The sequence below is a fragment of the Paenibacillus medicaginis genome, assembly GCF_042138635.1.
Classification (GTDB): domain Bacteria; phylum Bacillota; class Bacilli; order Paenibacillales; family Paenibacillaceae; genus Paenibacillus; species Paenibacillus medicaginis.
In genome coordinates, this window is record NZ_JBHIRY010000008.1 from 1 (window position 1) to 19,591 (window position 19,591).

Below are 19,591 nucleotides of genomic sequence, written 5' to 3' on the forward strand. Positions count from 1 at the left end.
AAGGCTTGTGCGAAGCGCAAGCACTGTCTACGAAGTAGGCAGAGACAAGCTCGTGACTTTAGTCATGAGTTGTTGACGAGCGGCGGCTATTTGCTTGATACTAACATTGCAATCGCAATCCTTATTAATGAACAAGCTGTAATCGATTTTATTCAGCAAGCTTCTAAAGATCGGATGGCCATACATTTCTCTACCATTACGGAATGCGAGACTATTGCAGGTTTAAGACCTGATGAAAAACTGCGTGCTGAAAAGATATTCACTTCAAAAAGGTGTATTCCGGTATCATCGGATATAGCGAAGGTTGCAGGGGATCTACGTCGTGATCAAAAAATTAAGGGGCGCAAGTTAAAGACTCCGGATGCAATTATAGTTGCAACAGCAATGGTAAATGATCTAATTCTTGTATCAAGGGATACTGATATGAATTTTATTCAAGAAGATTTAGGAATGAGCTTATTAAAGCTATAACGAAACTTGGAAGCGCCTACTTTCACTCTTGGTGAACATAGGTACACTTGCCTATGTTTTGATGGGGTATTTAGTGCGGACACGTGAAAAAGTAATGGGATGATGTCTGGAGGTGTTCGGTGAGTCGAAAAATATTTAACCCGAGACTGCATACGGATTGGGTGCAACCGCATTCGCTTGCGTGGTATGCACAGTTGGGCAGACTTGAAGGAAGTTATTCATATTCCTGGCAATCGACCGTAATGGAACCCGACGGAGAAACCATGTTTACCCGGGAAGTGTCGCAGATGGTTCCAGGCAAGAAAGTTCTGGATATCGGCTGTGGCCATGGAGAGTACACGCTGCAATGGAGTGCTGCGGCGCAGCATATAACAGGTCTGGATGCCACAGCAGAGTTCATAAAACAAGCGAATGAAACCATCCCCAATAATGTTTCTTTTATAATGGCCAACACCAAGAGCACGCTTCCTTTTGCTGACGGAGCATTTGATTGTGCATATAATCGCAGGGGACCGACTTCAGCTTATCTCGATGTCAAGAGAGTCGTTCGAAAGGGTGGAAAAATATTAGGCCTGCATCCTGGTGATAATGTAAATGCTGAGCTGTCTACATGGTTTCCCGTGTTATTTGAGCCGCCATCGGAAGGAACACTCATCCTTAACCAAATTAAGCGGAGGCTAGTGGATGGAGAGCTCGGTCATGCTGAGGTGGAGACGGTCAGGAGTTTTGAATACTTGCATGAACCGGTTGATGTAATAAAAATGGCCTGCTTCGGCCAGAAGCGGTCCGTCTTTGAAGCCGTAGTTCAAGAGTCCATGGACTATATCATAACAGTTTTTCAGAAGAATGCATCAGGTGAAGGTTTACCTGTGACCTTTGAACGGTATATTGTTCGAGGGGATATTTAATTTAAAAGAGCGAGTGCCGATGGTCGGTGTCCATCAACATTCGCTCTTTCCTCTTGGCATTTTTGTAGGGATGCTTCGTTCTTGGAGTGTCACGGAACAGCAAAAGGTGAGCTTCAAGTCAACAGCCCCTTGGGGATCAGGAGCTCAATTTCTCAATAACCGCATGAGTTACAGTAAGGGTAGACTGCGGGTTTTGGCCAGTGATCAGATTGCCGTCTACCTCGTGGTGGGTAGTCCAGTTTGGAGCGGCCACATAGATTGCGCCCAAATCACGTATCTTGCTCTCCAGCAGGAACGGAAGCGTTGTGCTCAAGCCTGTATCCGCCTCTTCGCGATCCGTAAACGCGCTGACCCGTTTGCCGGCGACGAGCGGTTGCCCATTGGACAACGTTGCGCCTACCAAGCCTGCCGGACCATGGCATACAGCAGCGACAATTTTATCTGCTTCGTAGAAATCGCGCAGCAACTCCTGCAGCTTGGCGTTATCCGGCAGATCATACATCGTTCCATGGCCGCCCGGCAGGAAGATGGCGTCAAAGCCTTCGTGGGATATTTCGTCCAGCCTCAACGTATTTTGCAAATACTTTTCCGCATCCAGGATTTCCTGCGCTGTGTTTTCGTCCACACTGCCTGGATCAACCGGGGCTTTGCCGCCCAGCGGGCTGGCTACCGCCACCTCATATCCTTTTTTCGTAAATTCGATATATGCCTCTGCAAACTCGGACAGCCAAATTCCTGTTTGCTTGCCGTCTTTGATTTCGCTGTGATTTGTTACGACGATCAAAACCTTCTTAGCCATCTGTTTATAACCTCCTCAACATTTGTTTTCTTTCACAATGCTCATTCTACTCAGGAGCCTGATATAAAACAAATTATGTTTTTATGAGGTATATATAAATATATTTATGGATATGGACAGCTATACTCACTCACTTACCGCCCTCAGCCCCCAAGCAAAACTGCCCGGATGCGGTTAATATCAGGTAGATGTTTATGCTTGCTTTTATAGGCGATATATAATTCGTTTTTTACTCTTAGATCCTCGAAAATGATTTTAACTTTGGCCTTGTTCATTGAATTTTCTAGAATGTAAGTTGGGATCAGGCTTACACCGGCGCCATTCTCAATGGCTCTAAGGATCAGATGCAGATTGGGAATGACATGCGTGGGTTTGAGCAGAGGCCTTTTCTTGAAATGCTCCCGCCACAGTCTGCGAATGATCGGTAAGTCCAGTCCATAGCTGATCCATGGGCAGGACAAAAGCCATTGCTCCCTACGGTCGCCGTCACGTTCACTGCCATCAAGGCTTTCGGGAATCTCCATCGCCTGCGGCGCTACGATTACAAACTGCTCATCCCCTAATTTTGTATATTCGATGCCAGGGGTTTGGAATTTTTGCGATGTAAAAATGATGTCGACCTTATCCTCCTTCAGCAATTCCAGCAGTTGATCGGCTGTGCCAAAGTGGGTTACGGTGCTTGTATTGTAATCGGACAGCTTCGGCAAAATGTGCTCAGTATAGTATTCGATAGCAGAGCCAATTCTGAGTATGGACAGGGTGGGCAAAGACACGGATTTGATACCTAATGAAGCTCCCTCCAGGGATTCAATGAGAGGAGCGAGCTGGGAGTATAATGCTTTTCCCCTTTCGGTAGGAATCATTTTGCGGGCGGTGCGGATAAATAAGGCCTCCCCCGTTTCCGCCTCCAAATAAGCAAGATGCTGGCTCATGGCTGGCTGTGTCATCATTCTGGCTTTGGCGGCTTCGGATACCGAATTGTATTTGTATATATAAATGAAGCTTCTGTACCATTCAAAATCAATCATAGGGTTCTCCTTTTCCTTTACATTCAGGGCTTTCGGCTTCCGGGGCGTTTTCTTAACGGGTTTGGTGTAAAATAAGATAGCTCAACCATACAGGATACACAACGACTGATCAACAAAGCAGAAGGAGAGCATGTCTTTGCGTTTATTATTCCATCAAACAAGTGATAATCACGAAATCAAGGTGTATGATACGGCTGAACTATATGGTGAAAAGGGCCATTTTCGCGTGCTGGAGTTCTCCAATCAGGCCGTGCAGGGGGCGCTTGATCTGGAGCATCCGCATCGCATTCTGTTTGAATATCCAAGGGCCATTATTCACCTGATGCAGTGCAACAACCCCGCCTTTGAGGATGCATTCTTGATCGGGCATGGCATCGGGACGATTGCAGGACATTTTGCGGATCGACGCTTCAAGGTAGCCGAACTGGACAGGCAGGTGGTGGAGCTGAGCCGCACTTATTTTGGCAGCACTGCGGATCAGGTTTTGATTGGCGACGGGCGTGAGTTGCTCAGCAGGGAAAAGCTGAACCGTTTTGATTATGTGATTGTGGATGCTTTTACGGAGAAGGGGACGCCGCACCATTTGATCTCCCGGGAATTTTTCCGGCTGGCGGCAGAGAAGCTGCAGCCAGCCGGGGCGGTCATTATGAATCTGATCGGCAGAGGTGCCAGGGACAAGCATATTCAGGCCATCCATACCACGCTCAGTTCGGTGTTTCCATATACGAAAGCTTTCTCGATGTCAGAGGAAGGAGGTACGATTATCCGGAATGTGATTCTCATGGGCAGTGCCCGGCCTGTCCTGTTTCAAGAACGAAATATGGCCGGGTTTCGGGAAACGAAGCTTGGCAGGGGGCATATCATTACAGACTTGTGAAACTGTATTATTTAAAACAGATAGCGCCCTGAGGCCAAATCCCAGATTCTACTTAAAAAGGTCAAGAACAGAGCTAAGTTCCACTGTTCTTGACCTTTTATGCGTATCATTCCTGAGCTTTTTTAATGGTTACATCATGTTCACTTGCGAGGCTGCTCAAATTGGATTGGTAATCACGGAACAGCTTTCTTCCTTCGGACAGTTTTGTATTGGCCTCTTCAGCTTTGGCGTAATCTTGGGCTTCCAGGGCGCTTAGAGTAGTAACAAATGCGGAATTCTGTGTATTTGCTGCTTTAATCAAAGTTTCGTGAATCTCGCGGACCTCAGGGGTCGTGGTTTGGATGCTTTCAATTTTGCTAATATAGTCTGAATATTGAGGAATGATCTCGTCTTTGAGCGTATAGTACAGCGTTGCATCGTCTTTATAGTTATTCCCTGTTACAGAATCATAAAGAGCTGTAATCTTAGATTCCTGTTCTACCAAAGGTTGAATGCCTTCGTTCAAATATGTAACGAGCTCATCCTGGACCGGATCACTACCGCAGGCCGTAACTGCAAATAGACATGCAATGCCCAATAAAAATAAAGCAATTTTCTTCAAAATTTGTTCCCTCCAAAAATATAAGTCTATCAGAACTAGTCTTTAGGGACTATCTAATAGGTATATTATACCTATAATTCTGCTAGGAAACAATATAATATCCAACATTTTATTTTTTTGTGTTTAAATTCGGAGGAATTTATAGGGGCTATCCATAATCTCTGTTGATACTGTGCCGGAGTGGGCCATAGGCTTCATAAGAAAGCAAGAATGTGGTAACGTTATGAGAGACTGGCCATGCAGGCCGGTCTGTCGTTGTTCATCATGTTTGAAAACTGCTGCTGCCAAACGGAAAGGGATGAATTACATATGGAAAGCTTTTTGCTGGTTCTGGTCGGCATGCTCGCCGCGATTAGCGGAGCTATTGCCGGTCTGGGCGGCGGATTTATTATTGTGCCGGTGCTGGCGTTCATGTACACCATCCCGGTGTCCAACATTTCAGGAACGTCGATGGCTGTCCTGTTCGTCAGTGCGATCTCAGGCACACTGGCTTATGCGAAACAAAAAAGAATCGATTACCGCAGCGGCCTCGCCTTTTCAATAGCCATGGTTCCGGGTTCTGTGTTTGGCGCTTGGACCACAGGCGTTGTTGGCAGCCGCGTTTTCTTTGTTGCGTTGGGGCTGTTTCTGATGCTGATGGCGGTGGTGATTAACTTCAAGCCTACTCGCAGCCGTGGCGGCTTCCTTCGTCCGACGGTGTCGCGGGTGATCACGGACGCATCCGGGCTGGAGCATAGCTACTCGTTTAATATGTGGTTCGGCGCGACGGTGGCGTTTTTTGTCGGGTTCATCTCCAGCCTGTTTGGCATCGGCGGCGGCTCGGTCATGGTGCCTACGATGATTCTGTTTCTGGCGTTTCCGCCTCATATTGCGACGGCGACGTCCATGTTCTCCATCTTGCTCTCCTCTTTGGTGGGAACCGTATCCCATGTAGCTTTAGGCCATGTCATGTGGGAAACGTTCATATGGCTTGCCATAGGGGCACTTGTCGGAGGACAGATCGGCGCGAAAATTGCATCCAGAATCCCGGCAAAGGTCATTATTCGCCTCCTGTCGCTATGTCTGTTTATTGTGGCCATCCGACTGATGTTTAAAGGTTGAATGAAATCATGGGTTGCAGCAGGTGTTCTATACCGATAAAATAGGAGGAGGAGCTTAGTGCTCATCAATGACTTCAGGGACAACCCTAAGCATTGCACAACCATTGCTGACAATCACAGGAGGAACAGACCGTTATGATCATCCAATTCATTCGTTATCGTTAATGAGAGGTACAGACCTGTAGGCCCGGCTTTTTTTCGTAGATGCCAGGGTTTATTTTTCTGTGCCTTTTTCATTCCCGATTAATGAATGAAAGGGTGTTTTGTTGTGTCCAAAAACGGGAAAATCCGCCTCTTGACTGAACATGTAAATATTTTTGCCTGCCCGCTTTGCTCAACACCGCTGCATGTTACCAATCAAACGAGTCTGGTGTGTGCGAAAGGGCATTGTTATGATATCGCAAGACAGGGGTACGTGAATTGGCTCTCACATGCACCCAAAACGAAATATGACCAGTCCTTGTTTGCAGCGCGCCTCAGCCTGCACCAGCATGGCTTTTTTGCGCCGCTGACGGAGTGCATTGTTGAAGGAATGATCAAGCATTTGGATTTAGAAACCTCTGGGACTTCAGGAACCGGAAAACTCATAAAAATAATGGATGCTGGTTGCGGCGAAGGCTCGCATTTGGTGGATGTTCTGAACAGCATGGGCAACAAGACGGCATATGAACTGCTGGGCGCAGGTGTGGACATTTCCAAAGAAGGCATCCGCATGGCGGCCAAGGCAGCCAGCCCGGCCATTTGGTGTGCCGCTGATCTCGCCAAAGCTCCATTTGCAGACGTCCAGTTCCACTGCATTCTGAACATCCTGTCGCCCTCCAGCTATGGGGAGTTCAAGCGGCTCCTGGCGGATGGGGGAATGGTGATCAAGGTGGTGCCGGAAAGTGGCTATCTGCAGGAATTGAGAGAGACGCTGCACGGGGCGTCCGGGGCGCAAAGCTATTCGAATCAAGCTACACAGGAGCTGTTCGAAAGCCATTTCCAGCTCATCGACAGGCGGCGGGTGCATTACCGCCTCTCTCTGGCTGGGCCGCAACTGGAACATTTGCTGAAGATGACGCCCTTGTCGTGGCAAGCGTCAGCGGGTGATGTCCAGCGCGTTCTGCGGCGGGAGCAGATGGGTATTACGGTAGATCTGACAGTTTTGATCGGCACACGGAAATAATTGCAACGAAAATAAAATAAGCGCAGACCCCGCCCGGTGTTAACCGGAGACGGGGTCTTTGTCTTGGGGCCGCTGCTGCTGGATGTCCTGGATGAACTTTTCCAGCTCGCCTCTCTTAAGCAAATCAACGAAGGTTTGCAGCCACTCGTAAAATTCAACCGCATGGTACAGCTTATGCAGATCTTTTAATGCCGTTTGGCGCACTTCGTCAGGGGTATCCGGATGCAGAATCAGTTCTTTAAGCTCAGGCATTACCTGCTCAATGGACGCCGTCATGACATCATGCTCGCGCTGCAGCTTGGTGGAGAAGAAATTGCGGAAAAAGGTATAAAAATCGCCCTGAACCTGATACAGGTCCTTGCGGTCCAGCTTGGTATCAAGCTTCTCGATCATATTGGAATCCAGCAGCGATCTGGCCGCATAGCTCATATTGCTTTTGCTCATCTGCATCTTGTCTTTCATTTCCTCAAGCGTCAGCGGTCTATCCTCGAAAAACATTCTTCCATACAATAGCCCCGCCGAGTGTGTGACACCATACAAATCCATCGTGGCTCCGATGGCCTCAACAACCTTTTCCCGCAACTGCTCCCACTGAGCAAGCGCTAGGGGCTCTTTTCCCGTCTGATTCACTATGGCAGCCTCCATAATACCGGTATGTACTTAATAGATACAAAATTTCTTGAATATTCATCATTATACCCCGCAGTAAACGAGGATGTAAGTCAAATTCCAATAAATGTAGGGGGATTAACAAATTTTACGAAGATTGACCTTTGAAATTACATAGAGATAACCCAGTCTGAAAAAATGAAAGTACAATAATAACTATACGATAGCGAAGATTAAGGTGTTTAAAGTGCTATAAGAGTTAATATTCAAAAAAAATTGTACATAAGATTGGGGCTGTTATGTTTTGAATTGGAGAAAAAGATGGGGTGAACCGCAGGCGTACGCTTTTATACTTCCGGCCATGATCCCCCTGATCGTGTTCTGGATCATTCCGATGATCTACATTACTTATTTAAGCTTCACGAGCTGGGATTTTATGAGCCCGGTGAAAACCTTCGTTGGTTTGGACAACTACAAATATCTGTTCCAGGACCCTGAATTTTATGCCACGATCCGGGCAACGCTCATCTTTGCGGCAGGGAGTGTCATCCCGACGATGACTGCCGGGCTGCTGCTCGCTCTGCTTCTGCACGGCAAGCTTGCCGGGTCGGGCATCTACCGGGCGATCATATTTTCCCCCTGGGTGACTCCGACCGTCGCGGTATCCATCGTGTGGGCCTGGATTTTCGAAGCGAGATCGGGCCTTGCGAATGCGATACTGAACGGGTTTGGGATTGAAGCGATTCCGTGGCTGCAGGATGGGGCGTGGGCGATGGTTGCTATTCTCATCGTCACCATTTGGAAAGGGCTCGGTTGGGTGATGGTTTTCTACCTGGTAGCTTTGCAGTCGGTGCCCGAAAGTCTGAAGGAAGCGGCGGCTATCGACGGCGCCGGTCCTTTGCGGATCTTTTTCGCGGTAACGCTGCCGCTCATTTCACCAACGACCTTTTTCCTGTTCATTATCCAGATGATCGATGCCTTTCAGGCGTATGACCAGATTAATATTCTGACTCAGGGCGGGCCTGCAGGCTCCACTCGTACCCTGCTTTATCTGTATTATCAGGCGGCTTTCGACCAGTTCAATGTAGGACAGGCTTCGGCGGTTGCGCTGATGCTGGTTGTATTTATCGGGCTGTTTGCAGTTACTTCATTTCTGGTGTCACGCAAAAATGTACACTATCTCTCTTAGAGGAAAGATATTTTACTTTCGGTAAAAATCACTTTTTTTTATTGGAACACCGCGTTTACAAGTAGACACTAGAGGAGGCACATTATGTTTCGTTCATCCATCCTGACTCAGATTATCAGGCATGCGGCGCTCATTCTGATCAGTCTGGCCATGGCTTTTCCTTTCCTGTGGATGGCCACCAGCTCGCTGAAATCCAATGATGAGATCAGGGCCTTTCCGCCAGTCCTGCTGCCTGAGGTGCCGCTCTGGAGCAACTTTGTGGAAACGTGGAACGCTGCGCCGTTCGGGCAGTATTTGCTGAACAGTGTCTTTGTGGCAGGCATGATTGTCATTTGCCAGATCATTCTATCCGCCATGATGGCTTACGCGCTGACCCATATGCATTTTCCTTTCAAAAATGTGCTGCTGGGTGTCATTTTGACGATGTATATGCTGCCGGTGTCCGCCACCTATCTGCCGAGCTATATCATCCTGTCCAAGCTGAACCTGATCGACACGTATACGGGTCTGATTGTCTCGAATGCGGTCAGCGTATTCTCCATCTTTCTGATCCGTCAGGCCTTCATGCAGCTGCCGAAAGAACTGGTCGAAGCTGGGAAAATCGACGGAGCAGGCCATCTGCGTATTCTGTTTACATTGCTGTTTCCGCTGGCACGCTCCTCCTTCATCGTGCTTGCGCTGCTCAGCTTTATCTCGAATTACAACAATTATTTCTGGCCGATGCTCATTACCAAATCCCCTGAACTCAACCTGGTGTCCGCCGGGCTGCGTTCCTTCTTCGTGGAGGGAGGCGGGTATGGCATGAAATGGCCGCTCATTATGGCAGGCAGCACATTCACCATTGTGCCGCTGCTCGTGCTGTTCGTGATCGCCCAGAAGTGGATTATTAAGGGGGTGAACAACGCGTTCAGCGTGAACAAGGGGTAAGGGTGTGGGGAGAAGTTTCCCGTACTGTTGTTACATACATCGGGTACGAATTGCATCGAAAAAATGGAGGGATTACTGAACATGTTCAAGATGGCGAAGATGAAAAGCATTTTGTCAGGACTACTTATTCTGTCCTTTATCGTTCTGACCGCCTGCAGTGGCAATCAGAGCACGGGGGCGGGAGCCAATGAGAACCAAAGTGCTGGCGCAGCCGACGGACAGCCGGTTGAAATCGAGTTCTGGTACGGCCTGGGCGGGAAGCTCGGGGACGAGATGAAGAGTCTGATTGATGAATTTAATGCATCCCAGGATGAAGTGATCGTCAAACCGGTGGTGCAGGGCAATTATGATGAAACAAAGCAGAAGCTACAGGCGGCCATTGCTTCCGGCAAGGTGCCGGCGGTGGCGCTTGCCTCTGATGTAGCCTGGGCAAAGAATGGATATTTTGCTTCCCTGGATGATTTCATCGCAGCGGATGACACGTTCAAGGCGGATGACTTTATTCCGGCATTTTTGAACCAGGGCAAAGTGGACGGCAAGCAGTATTTCATGCCGATGTATGGAACAACCCAGCTGCTGTATTACAACAAGGACATGTTTGCGAAGGCTGGCATTACGGAAGAGGATATCAAAACTTGGGAAGGGCTGGCGGAAGCGGCAAAGAAGCTCACCGTCAAGGAAAACGGGAAAACCACCGTGTATGGCTGGGAGCCGATGTGGGGTGCGGATAATATGATTGACGCGACGCTGAGCCGGGGCGGTCGTATTCTCAGTGAGGACGGCAAGACCGTCATGATTGACAGCCCCGAATGGATTGAAACATGGGATGCTTTCGGCAAATGGATTTTCGAGGATCAAATCATGGCGATTCACTCCGGCGGACAGGGCTGGGAGTACTGGTACAAGACGATTGACGATGTGCTGCAGGATAAAGCAGCAGGCTATACAGGCTCCAGCGGAGACCAGGGTGATCTTGATTTCAACAAACTGGCCGCAGCACCGCAGCCAGGCTGGGAAGGCCATGATCCGGCACCGGTCGCATCGGCCCTGCAAGCGGGCATTTTGGCGAAAGCATCCCCGGAGGAGCAGGAAGCGGCTTATAAATGGCTGACCTTCTTCACCAAGGCGGAAAATACCGCGAAATGGTCGATGAATACTGGTTATATCGCCGTACGCCAATCCGCACTGGAAGTGCCGGAGTTCAAAGCATACAGCGAGCAAAATCCGCACAGCAGGCAGCCTCTGCTGCAGGCGCAGCACGCTTCGGAGCCTTTCATCGATCCGACGGGCGGCAAAATTACGGATGCGCTCAAGGTAGCGGCTGATAAAGTGCAGATCTCCAACATGCCTGCCGAACAGGCGCTGAAGGAAGCCAAGGAAACTGCACAGCGTGCACTGGATCAGGTGACAGGAGGATAAAGACGCATGATAACGATGACATCGTACGGGCTTCAGCCAGGACATTCACTTGCTGTGCATTCCTTCAGGTTGAATGACCCAGCCGAATGGCTGATTCTGCACGCAGAGCATTCGGAGAACATCTGGCTGCAGCTGGTGGTCAGGGATGCGGAGGGCCAGATCCGAATGCAGTACTTGACCAAAGGCCTGGAGCAGACGCTGGTGCTGTGCGCCGATCCCGGGCGTTCCACCTGCGGGTCCGTTGCAGGGCAGCTTCCGCAGGGAGAGTGGACCGTGCAGGTCTACGGGATGAAGCCCGGAGCGGCCGCCACCTACACTTTGACCATTCAGACAGGGCTGGGGGCTCCCGACAGCGAAGGGACGCTCCCGCCGGTGGGCAAGCACCAGTGGACAGGGCCTGTTAACTCCGGGTCGGCAATGTCCTATCAGAATTATCCATGGGACCGTGTTGCTGCTGTTGAACCGCGTTGGTATAGCGGAGACTTTCACATGCATACCCGCCTGACGGACGGCAAGCAGACCCCGGCAGAGTTGACAGCCCAGGCGGCAGGGCAGGGGCTGGATTTCATGGTGATTACGGAACACAATTTTCTGACGACAGGCTGGCCGGAGACGGAGCTGCTGGTTATCCCGGGGGTTGAGGTGACTTCCTCCAAGGGGCATTTCAATATTCTCGGCATCCGTGAATGGATTGAATGGTTTGGCAGCGGCAGCCAGCCGGTGTATGAAACGGTGGAAGGCATGGCGTCCATCCTGCAGGCCGCAAGGGAGCAGGGAGCGGTATGCAGCATGAATCACCCGGAGCTGGTTCCTTGGGAATGGCAGCATGATGTGCGCCTGGATGCCTTTAATACGATTGAAATCTGGAATGATCCGACTTACCCGGATAACGTCGCTGCCACGGAAAAGGCTTTGCAGCTCTGGGACGTCCTGTGGGCTAACGGCGTGATGCTTTGGGGCATCGGCGGCAGTGATACACATAATCTGCCTCATGAAAGCTACGAACCGGACGGACCGCCTTCGGTGGCGGGTGATCCGAGGACATGTGTCTGGAGCGAAGAGTTGTCTGTGCAGGGAATCATGAGTGCCATCAGACAGGGACAGGTTTATGTAACACGTGGGCCTGAGCTTGATCCTTATGTCACGGCAGGAGAGCATGTGTTTCGGCCGGGAGAGCGCGTGTTCTGGGCAGAGGAACGTATCCCGTCCGAAGTGGAGCCAACGCAGTCTGTTGTCTGTCATTTGGGCATTCGCAGCGTTCCTGCCGGTGCTTCCATCCGCTGGATTGTGGACGGCCTAACTGTGTCCGAGTCCAAGGTGGAGAGTGACCATGATAATTCGGAGGATTTTCTGCGATTCAGCCACGAAATTAACTGGCTGGATGAAGGCCTGCACTGGGTGCGCGCCGAGGTACGGGATAGCGAGGGAAGGTTGCTGGCTTTTACGAATCCGGTGTATCAAGGGGAGGCTGTGCCAACGCTTGCGACATGGGGCGAGCTGAAGCAGAAGCTGGAATTGGGGGCTGCTGCTGCGGCACGCTGATCTATGGCTTGATGATCTGTAATATAAGGAAGGTGGCGAAATGGCGGCGATACTGCAGGTGAATAACCGCGAGATGGAGATCGATGCGATCCTCTTTGATAAAGACGGCACACTGCTTCAATTTTTGCCCTTGTGGGGAACGTGGGCCGGGATCATGACCTCTCTTATGACGGAATCCATTCAGGCATTGGGAAGAGGCGCGGATGTTGCGCCAGAGTCACTGCTTGGCATAGAAATGGATGAACAAAAGCATGTTGTCGGTTATGACCTGGGCGGACCCTTATCGATTGCTTCCATTCCGGAGATTGAAGGCGCATTGGCGTGGCAGCTGTATACGCGGGGCTTGTCGTGGAATCAGGCAATGCAGCGGGTAAGGGAAATCCGGGCCGCGGCTGACGAGGAGGTAGAGCGGGAACGGCCGACCGTGCCGCTTCCGGGGCTGCTGCCCTTTCTGTCACGTTGTATGGAAGCTGGTCTGCCGCTGGCCGTTGTGACGGCGGATCAGACAGCAGAAGCGGCCAAGCATCTGCAATGGCTGGGAGCAGCGGACTGCTTCAGGGTGATTATGGGCCGGGACCAGGTCATCAACGGCAAGCCTTCGCCCGAGATTGTATACAAAGCCTGCAATCTGCTCGGCGTCCTGCCCGCAAGGACGGTACTGATTGGAGACACAGCAGGGGACATGCAGACAGGAAGGCAGGCTGGTGTCGGTATGACGATCGGCATCGGCGGCGGAGAGGCTCTGGAGGAAGCGGACATGATGATTCGTTCGTATGATGAGCTGCAGATTGAGCGAGTCGAGCTCTCTTTGCTCCATGATGGCTGAATTTCTGCATGGTGAATTACGGACAATATTTTGTTAGGCAAAAAGGAATGAAAACATGTGGGCTGGATCTATTTATCCATGGCGATCGCCTTGGAACTGACAGGAACTATCATTATGAAATATTCGGCCGGTTTTACAAGGCTGCTGCCATCTGTGCTGATGTTTTTCTTTTACGGGCTCAGCTTTGCTTCATTGAACCTGGCGGTGCGTACACTGAATCTGAGTCTGGCTTATGCGATCTGGTCCGGATTGGGTACGCTTTTGATCACATTGGCAGGGTATTACTTATTCCACGAGACGATCTCGCTCCGTCAATGGATTTGCATCGCTATTATTGTGGCAGGCGTTGTTGGACTGAAAGTGAATTAAGCTTGTTACAGCGGCGAAAATGAACTGTGAACTGACCGGACCCAATTGACATCCAAAATTAGTATATGTTATATAAGAAGAAGCATTAGCACTCATGATTGATGAGTGCTAATTGGCTGCGATACAGCGGATAACATTTCTGCACGACATATACTTTGATTTGGGAGAGGGGATCCAATTTTATGGCCAAGAAACAATTTCAAGCCGAGTCCAAGCGCCTGCTGGAAATGATGATTAACTCGATCTATACGCAGCGTGAGATTTTTCTGCGTGAGCTGATTTCCAACGCCAGTGATGCGATTGACAAAATTTATTACAAAGCGCTGACGGATGATAATCTGGTATTCAACAAAGAGGATTATTACATCAGGATCACGGCAGACAAAACAAACCGGACTTTGACCATTTCCGATACCGGGATCGGTATGAACAAGGAAGAACTGGAGAACAATCTGGGCGTCATTGCCAAGAGCGGTTCTTTGGCCTTCAAGAATGAGAATGAGCTGAAGGACGGCCATAACATCATCGGCCAGTTCGGGGTCGGCTTCTACTCCGCTTTCATGGTCGCGGATCAGGTTACAGTCATGACCAGAGCCTTGGGCAGCGATGAAGCGTTCAAGTGGGAATCCACAGGCGCGGACGGATATACCGTTGTGGCTGACGAGAAAGAAACGGTCGGTACGGATATCGTTTTGAAAATCAAAGACAATACGGAAGAGGACAGTTACGACGAGTTTCTTGAAGAATACCGCCTGAAGGCGATCATCAAGAAATATTCCGATTTCATTCGCTACCCGATCAAGATGGATGTGAAGATCAGTAAGCCGGTTGAAGGCAGCGAGACGGAGTTCGAGGAAGCGGTTGAAGAACAGACGGTCAACAGCATGGTTCCGATTTGGCGGAAAAACAAAAGCGAGCTGACGGAAGAGGACTATGAAAACTTCTATGCCGAAAAACGCTACGGCTTCGACAAGCCGATCAAGCATATCCATATCAGCGCGGATGGCGCGGTGGTCTACAATGCCATTTTGTTTATCCCGGAGAAAACGCCGTTCGATTATTACACCAAGGAATACGAAAAAGGGCTGGAGCTGTACTCCAACGGGGTCCTGATTATGGACAAATGCGCGGATCTGCTGCCGGATTACTTTAGCTTTGTTAAAGGCATGGTAGATTCCGAGGATCTGTCGCTCAACATTTCCAGGGAAATGCTGCAGCATGACCGCCAACTGAGCCTGATCGCCAAAAATATCAAGAACAAAATCAAAAGTCAGTTGCTTGGTCTGCTGAAGGATGAGAGGGAGAAATACGAGAAGTTCTACACTTCCTTTGGCAGACAGCTTAAATTCGGTGTTTATAACGACTATGGCATGAACAAGGATCTGCTGCAGGATCTGCTGATGTTCTACTCCTCCAAAGAGAAGAAACTGGTTGCCCTGGATGAGTATATTTCCAGAATGCCTGAGGATCAGAAGTATATCTATTATGCCGCCGGCACTTCTGTCGAACGGATTGAAAAGCTGCCGCAAACCGAGCTTGTGGCCGATAAAGGCTATGAAATTCTGTATTTCACCGACGATATTGACGAATTCGCTATCAAGGTGATTGGCACCTATAAGGAAAAAGCCTTCAAATCGGTATCCAGCGGGGATCTGGGCATTGAAGCCGACAACGAAGATAAGGCGTCAGAGGAGGAAGAGAACGGACATAAGGAGCTGTTTGAGGAAATGAAAAAGCTGCTGGACGGTAAAGTGACGGGTGTCCGTGCTTCCAAACGCTTGAAGAGCCATCCGGTTTGCTTGACGGCGGACGGTGAGCTGTCGATTGAGATGGAAAAAATCCTGCAGGCGATGCCTGACAGCCAGAACATCCAGGCTGACAAGGTGCTGGAAATCAACGTGAATCATGATGTGTTCAAATCCTTACAGGATGCCTTCGAGCATGACAAGGAGAAACTGGGCCTGTATACCAGTCTGCTGTATCATCAGGCGCTGCTGATCGAGGGACTTCCAATTCAGGATCCTGTGGAGTTTACGAATGATATCTGTAAGGTGATGGTGTAGGCATAGAGACGACCGCTCCGAGAACGAAACATTCCTGCAATCGCTGTTGACCCTCCGGGCCAAAGGCGAACGCTGCGCTTTTCCGGAATTGCTTCGTCCTCTCCGCTGCTGCGTGCTTATGCCTACTTGAGTGAAGTAAACAGGGTCACGGCTCAAATTAGCCGCGACCTTTGATTTGTCCAAAGGTTGGGAACAGGAGTAAGTTAATCTGTTCCCGACCTTTATTTATTTTCCTCCGCATTCGTGCCATGACCTCGTCGTGGTCTAATAATTCCTCGCCATCAGCAATTTTCTTTTCAGCAACAAGAAGCTTCGATTGTAATTTAACATCTTTCCGTGAGAAGTCCCCTTCCTCTGAGCCTATACTTCCGAAGCGAGTTTTGTTCGAAGCTTATTCAGGAAGTAGCGCTCACAAAACTTTGAGTAGGGGATGAATCTCGGCTAGGCGAAGCCTAAATGCACTTGTCTATTGTATATGACTCGTGCTTTCCTAGTCGAATGTATGTGTGGTATAATGCGAATATATGTTCTTATTAAGGCGGTGACCCTTCATGCAAATCACGTATCAATTTCGCCTCTACCCGACCCCCGGACAGGAAGAAGGCATGATTCGAACGTTGATCTTGTGCCGAAAGCTGTACAATCGGGCGAAGGAGCAACGGGATACCGTCTACAACCAAGAGGGCAAAACCGTCACCTACGCCAAGCAGCAAAATGAATTGCCCGCCTTCAAGAAGGAATTTCCCGAATATAAAGAAGTTCATTCCCAAGTGTTACAAGATTGCTTGCGGCGTTTGGATGATGCCTATCAGCGGTTCTTTCGCGGCGATGCGGGTTTTCCTCACTATAAGTCAGCCGACCGATATCGATCCTTTACATACCCTCAGCCGGGTGCGGTAGACAAGACGTTCGCCCGGGATGGATACGTCTATCGGTCCAAAATCGGCTTTGTCCGCATGCGTACACATCGTCCGTTCGACCAGGCAAATGTGACCCAAATCAACGTGAAACGGCATGCAGACGGATGGATCGCGGGCATCAGCGTAAACATAGAGGCAGCGGAAGCCAGTCAGACGGCGGAAACAGCCGTGGGCATCGACGTCGGGCTACGCACGTTTGCGGCGCTGTCCGATGAGACGAAGGTGGACAACCCATGGTATCTGCGAAAATCGGAAAAGCGGCTCAGACGCGCCCAGCGGCGGTTGTCTCGCAAAGTGCGAGGTTCACGCAACCGGCAGAAGGCCAAACAGAAAGTGTCGAACATCCACCAGAAAGTGGCGCGGCAGCGAACAGATTTCTTACACAAACAATCGCATCGTTCAGAGACATGATCTGATTGCAGTGGAGCAGCTGAGAGTGAAGAACATGATCCGTAACCGCCGACTGTCCAAAAGCATCTCGGATGCCGGGTGGCGAAGGTTCATCACGTATCTGTCGTATAAAGCGGCAAGACAGGGGAAGCGACTCGTACAAGTGCCCGCCCACGGCACATCGCAAACCTGCATCTGTGGTGCGGATGTTCCCAAAACGTTAGCGATCCGGCTTCATGAATGCGAAGCATGCGGACTGGTGCAGGATCGGGACATTGTTTCGGCCCAGGTCATTTTGCAGCGGGCTTTGAACATCGTAGCGTGATGACCGAATACCGTAGGGAGGGTTTGCCCCGAACGGGATGCGTGCCGCATCGAACGCTTGTGGAGATCCAGTCAGACCTTTCCAACAGAAAGGCAGCGATCGTTGAAACAAGAAGCCCCCGCCTCTTCAGGCAGAGGGAACATTCACTTCGTGCCTCCATGCGCCGATAAGCATCGTGACTCATGACAACCAGGTCAGCTTCTCCGTTACGGGTTAAAACAACAGGCTCATCTATTTCATGGCAAAATTTCGAAAAGCCGTTGTAGTCCTGACGTATCGTACTGGAGGGCTTGATTTGCATTGCTTCAGTGATAGCGGCTCAGTATACTTGAACCAGTAGAAAAGTAACCGGTTTGAACATTTTTTTGAATAATAAGATGTTTCTCCAGAGGAGGCCAACAGAATGCTTGGCGAATTGCTGCTGGTTGAGGATGATGCTTCGATCAGCGAGATGGTTGTGGATTATTTGACAAAAGAAGGCTATCGGGTGGAAACCGCCAAGGATGCCGGGGAAGCGGCAGTGCGATTTGAGGCAGGCAGGTTTGATTTGGTTCTGCTCGATATTATGCTGCCAGGCGGGAATGGGCTTGATTTGCTGCAGAGGTTTCGTTCCCTGAGCCGTGTACCGATTGTAATGCTGTCTGCCAAAGACGGAGAGGTAGATAAAGCGCTCGGGTTGAGATTCGGTGCCGATGACTACATAGCGAAGCCATTTTCTCTGATTGAGCTGTCCGCGCGGGTGCAGGCAGCGATTCGCCGGGCTACGGAGTATGCGGCGGATTCAGCCTCTGGAGCTGTCGGGCAGGCGCAGGGAGTTATCACGGTTGGGCCTTTGAGCATGGACCCGGACAACTTTATCGTGACCAAATCCGGCGAGCCGCTGAAGCTGACAGCCAAGGAATTTCAGATCCTCAAGCTGTTTGTCCAGCACCCGAAACGGGTGTATACGAAAGCCCAGATCTACAATTCCGTGTGGGGCGAAGAGTATTACGGTGACGAGAATGTCATTAATGTCCATATGCGACGGCTGCGTGAAAAGATCGAGGATGACCCGTCCAATCCGAGAATCATTTGCACCTTATGGGGAATCGGCTACAAGCTGGGAGAGATGTAACGTGATCTGGGTGCTGCTGATTCTCATTTTTGTATTGCTGGTGCTGCTCTTGATGTCATATTTGAAAAACCGTGCTTACCGCAGAGAGCTGGCCTATATCGCAAGGCGTCTGGAACAGCTTGTTCATGAAGAGGATCGCGGGTATATTCAAGTCGTGACCGGCTCTCCCGAGCTGCGGAGTGTGCTGCAAGGGACGAATGAACTGCTGGATTACGCGCGCAGGTCGGCTGATGACTATGTCAGGACCGAGCTGGCCATGCGCAAAATGCTGGCTAATATCTCCCATGATCTGAAAACGCCGCTAACCGTGGTGCTGGGATATGCCGAAGCGCTCTCAAGGGATAACGATATGTCGGAGGAAGAACGGGAGCGACTGTTGGGCAAAATTCATCAAAAGTCGCTGGATGTGCTGGAGCTGATGAACAAATTTTTTGATTTGGCTAGGCTGGAATCGGGCGATGATCACCTTGCCTTCGAACGGTTCGATGCGGCAGATCTTTGCCGTCAAAGGATATTGGCCTATTATGATATTTTGACACATCGCGGCTTGGAGGTGGCGATTGATATCCCGGACAAGCCGGTTTGGATTTATGCGAATGCCGAATCGCTTCAGCGTATCCTGGATAACCTGATCTCAAACGCGATTCGCTACGGAGCGGACGGTAAATTCCTGGGGCTGACGCTGCGGACAGAAGGAGAATTTATGCTGATTGAGGTCTCGGACCGGGGCAGGGGAATACAGGAAACAGAGCAAAGCCGCGTATTTGAGCGCTTGTATACACTTGAGGATTCCCGCAATCGGGAGGTGCAGGGCAGCGGCCTTGGCTTGACGATCACGAAACGTCTGGCGGAACGCATGGGAGGCAGCATTGAACTGGAGAGCCGACCGGGGATACGTACCGTCTTCACGGTGAAGCTTCCGTCCGCCCGCGCATAAAGTAAGAGTTTT

Annotated in this window: 18 protein-coding genes and 1 pseudogene; 15 read left to right on the forward strand and 4 right to left on the reverse strand. The window is 50.2% G+C overall.

Annotated elements, in window-relative coordinates; genetic code table 11:
• Positions 1–471, forward strand: a 471-nt coding sequence (locus tag ACE5LO_RS10285; protein ID WP_375519939.1) for a PIN domain-containing protein, incomplete at its 5' end; no start/stop codon positions are given.
• A 263-nt stretch (positions 472–734) separates the two neighbouring features.
• Positions 735–1,379 (forward strand): class I SAM-dependent methyltransferase, encoded by a 645-nt coding sequence (locus tag ACE5LO_RS10290; RefSeq protein ID WP_375520096.1) that lies wholly within the window; start codon positions 735–737, stop codon positions 1,377–1,379.
• A gap of 136 nt (positions 1,380–1,515) precedes the next feature.
• Here the strand turns inward: ACE5LO_RS10290 and ACE5LO_RS10295 are convergent, their stop codons facing one another.
• Together ACE5LO_RS10295 and ACE5LO_RS10300 are read right to left on the reverse strand one after the other, a co-directional pair.
• Entirely contained in the window at positions 1,516–2,178 is a 663-nt protein-coding gene (locus ACE5LO_RS10295) for a type 1 glutamine amidotransferase domain-containing protein (RefSeq protein WP_375519940.1), read from the reverse strand.
• Between the two features lie 143 nt (positions 2,179–2,321).
• Positions 2,322–3,206 (reverse strand): LysR family transcriptional regulator, encoded by an 885-nt coding sequence (locus ACE5LO_RS10300; protein ID WP_375519941.1) that lies wholly within the window; start codon positions 3,204–3,206, stop codon positions 2,322–2,324.
• A 130-nt stretch (positions 3,207–3,336) separates the two neighbouring features.
• Here ACE5LO_RS10300 and ACE5LO_RS10305 point away from each other — a divergent pair, with 130 nt between their 5' ends.
• Complete coding sequence (locus tag ACE5LO_RS10305; protein WP_375519942.1) at positions 3,337–4,083, forward strand: spermidine synthase; 747 nt, start codon at positions 3,337–3,339, stop codon at positions 4,081–4,083.
• A gap of 106 nt (positions 4,084–4,189) precedes the next feature.
• Here ACE5LO_RS10305 and ACE5LO_RS10310 read toward each other — a convergent pair whose 3' ends face one another.
• Positions 4,190–4,684: a hypothetical protein gene (locus ACE5LO_RS10310; protein ID WP_375519943.1), complete on the reverse strand. Its 495-nt coding sequence runs from the start codon at positions 4,682–4,684 to the stop codon at positions 4,190–4,192.
• A 309-nt stretch (positions 4,685–4,993) separates the two neighbouring features.
• On the opposite strand from ACE5LO_RS10310, the gene ACE5LO_RS10315 reads away from it, so the two are divergent.
• Together ACE5LO_RS10315 and ACE5LO_RS10320 are read left to right on the forward strand one after the other, a co-directional pair.
• Positions 4,994–5,785: a sulfite exporter TauE/SafE family protein gene (locus ACE5LO_RS10315; protein ID WP_375519944.1), complete on the forward strand. Its 792-nt coding sequence runs from the start codon at positions 4,994–4,996 to the stop codon at positions 5,783–5,785.
• Positions 5,786–6,052: 267 nt separating this feature from the next.
• Positions 6,053–6,949, forward strand: coding sequence for a putative RNA methyltransferase (locus tag ACE5LO_RS10320; protein WP_375519945.1), 897 nt, complete (start codon positions 6,053–6,055; stop codon positions 6,947–6,949).
• Positions 6,950–6,988: 39 nt separating this feature from the next.
• Here the strand turns inward: ACE5LO_RS10320 and ACE5LO_RS10325 are convergent, their stop codons facing one another.
• Positions 6,989–7,579, reverse strand: a complete 591-nt coding sequence (locus tag ACE5LO_RS10325; protein WP_375519946.1) for a GbsR/MarR family transcriptional regulator — start codon at positions 7,577–7,579, stop codon at positions 6,989–6,991.
• Positions 7,580–7,919: 340 nt separating this feature from the next.
• Between ACE5LO_RS10325 and ACE5LO_RS10330 the strand changes: the two genes are divergently transcribed.
• The 10 genes and pseudogenes from ACE5LO_RS10330 (at position 7,920) to ACE5LO_RS10375 (ending at position 19,579) form a co-directional block, all read left to right on the forward strand.
• The gene (locus ACE5LO_RS10330; RefSeq protein WP_375520097.1) at positions 7,920–8,747 is read left to right on the forward strand and encodes a carbohydrate ABC transporter permease; all 828 of its coding nucleotides are present in this window, start codon (positions 7,920–7,922) and stop codon (positions 8,745–8,747) included.
• 84 nt (positions 8,748–8,831) lie between these two features.
• Complete coding sequence (locus ACE5LO_RS10335; RefSeq protein WP_375519947.1) at positions 8,832–9,674, forward strand: carbohydrate ABC transporter permease; 843 nt, start codon at positions 8,832–8,834, stop codon at positions 9,672–9,674.
• 81 nt (positions 9,675–9,755) lie between these two features.
• Entirely contained in the window at positions 9,756–11,093 is a 1,338-nt protein-coding gene (locus ACE5LO_RS10340; protein ID WP_375519948.1) for an ABC transporter substrate-binding protein, read from the forward strand.
• A gap of 6 nt (positions 11,094–11,099) precedes the next feature.
• A complete protein-coding gene (locus tag ACE5LO_RS10345) occupies positions 11,100–12,635 on the forward strand; it encodes a CehA/McbA family metallohydrolase (RefSeq protein WP_375519949.1) in 1,536 nt (511 codons plus the stop codon).
• A 40-nt stretch (positions 12,636–12,675) separates the two neighbouring features.
• Positions 12,676–13,461: an HAD family hydrolase gene (locus ACE5LO_RS10350; protein WP_375519950.1), complete on the forward strand. Its 786-nt coding sequence runs from the start codon at positions 12,676–12,678 to the stop codon at positions 13,459–13,461.
• A gap of 57 nt (positions 13,462–13,518) precedes the next feature.
• Positions 13,519–13,830 carry a DMT family transporter gene (locus tag ACE5LO_RS10355; RefSeq protein ID WP_375519951.1) on the forward strand — a complete coding sequence of 104 codons (312 nt, stop codon included), beginning with the start codon at positions 13,519–13,521 and terminating at the stop codon, positions 13,828–13,830.
• 182 nt (positions 13,831–14,012) lie between these two features.
• Positions 14,013–15,893: a molecular chaperone HtpG gene (htpG, locus tag ACE5LO_RS10360; RefSeq protein ID WP_375519952.1), complete on the forward strand. Its 1,881-nt coding sequence runs from the start codon at positions 14,013–14,015 to the stop codon at positions 15,891–15,893.
• Between the two features lie 605 nt (positions 15,894–16,498).
• Positions 16,499–17,528 (forward strand): annotated as a pseudogene (locus tag ACE5LO_RS10365) (RNA-guided endonuclease InsQ/TnpB family protein).
• Positions 17,529–17,931: 403 nt separating this feature from the next.
• Positions 17,932–18,642, forward strand: coding sequence for a response regulator transcription factor (locus tag ACE5LO_RS10370; RefSeq protein ID WP_375519953.1), 711 nt, complete (start codon positions 17,932–17,934; stop codon positions 18,640–18,642).
• Position 18,643: 1 nt separating this feature from the next.
• The gene (locus ACE5LO_RS10375) at positions 18,644–19,579 is read left to right on the forward strand and encodes a sensor histidine kinase (protein ID WP_375519954.1); all 936 of its coding nucleotides are present in this window, start codon (positions 18,644–18,646) and stop codon (positions 19,577–19,579) included.
• Positions 19,580–19,591 lie beyond the last annotated feature (12 nt).

Bases quoted from the DNA above. Each gene is read 5' to 3' on its own strand.
- ACE5LO_RS10290 (WP_375520096.1), top strand. From the start codon at position 735: ATGTTTACCCGGGAAGTGTCGCAGATGGTTCCAGGCAAGAAAGTTCTG.
- ACE5LO_RS10295 (WP_375519940.1), bottom strand. From the start codon at position 2,178: ATGGCTAAGAAGGTTTTGATCGTCGTAACAAATCACAGCGAAATCAAA.
- ACE5LO_RS10300 (WP_375519941.1), bottom strand. From the start codon at position 3,206: ATGATTGATTTTGAATGGTACAGAAGCTTCATTTATATATACAAATAC.
- ACE5LO_RS10305 (WP_375519942.1), top strand. From the start codon at position 3,337: ATGTCTTTGCGTTTATTATTCCATCAAACAAGTGATAATCACGAAATC.
- ACE5LO_RS10315 (WP_375519944.1), top strand. From the start codon at position 4,994: ATGGAAAGCTTTTTGCTGGTTCTGGTCGGCATGCTCGCCGCGATTAGC.
- ACE5LO_RS10330 (WP_375520097.1), top strand. From the start codon at position 7,920: ATGATCCCCCTGATCGTGTTCTGGATCATTCCGATGATCTACATTACT.
- ACE5LO_RS10335 (WP_375519947.1), top strand. From the start codon at position 8,832: ATGTTTCGTTCATCCATCCTGACTCAGATTATCAGGCATGCGGCGCTC.
- ACE5LO_RS10340 (WP_375519948.1), top strand. From the start codon at position 9,756: ATGTTCAAGATGGCGAAGATGAAAAGCATTTTGTCAGGACTACTTATT.
- ACE5LO_RS10345 (WP_375519949.1), top strand. From the start codon at position 11,100: ATGATAACGATGACATCGTACGGGCTTCAGCCAGGACATTCACTTGCT.
- ACE5LO_RS10350 (WP_375519950.1), top strand. From the start codon at position 12,676: ATGGCGGCGATACTGCAGGTGAATAACCGCGAGATGGAGATCGATGCG.
- htpG (WP_375519952.1), top strand. From the start codon at position 14,013: ATGGCCAAGAAACAATTTCAAGCCGAGTCCAAGCGCCTGCTGGAAATG.
- ACE5LO_RS10370 (WP_375519953.1), top strand. From the start codon at position 17,932: ATGCTTGGCGAATTGCTGCTGGTTGAGGATGATGCTTCGATCAGCGAG.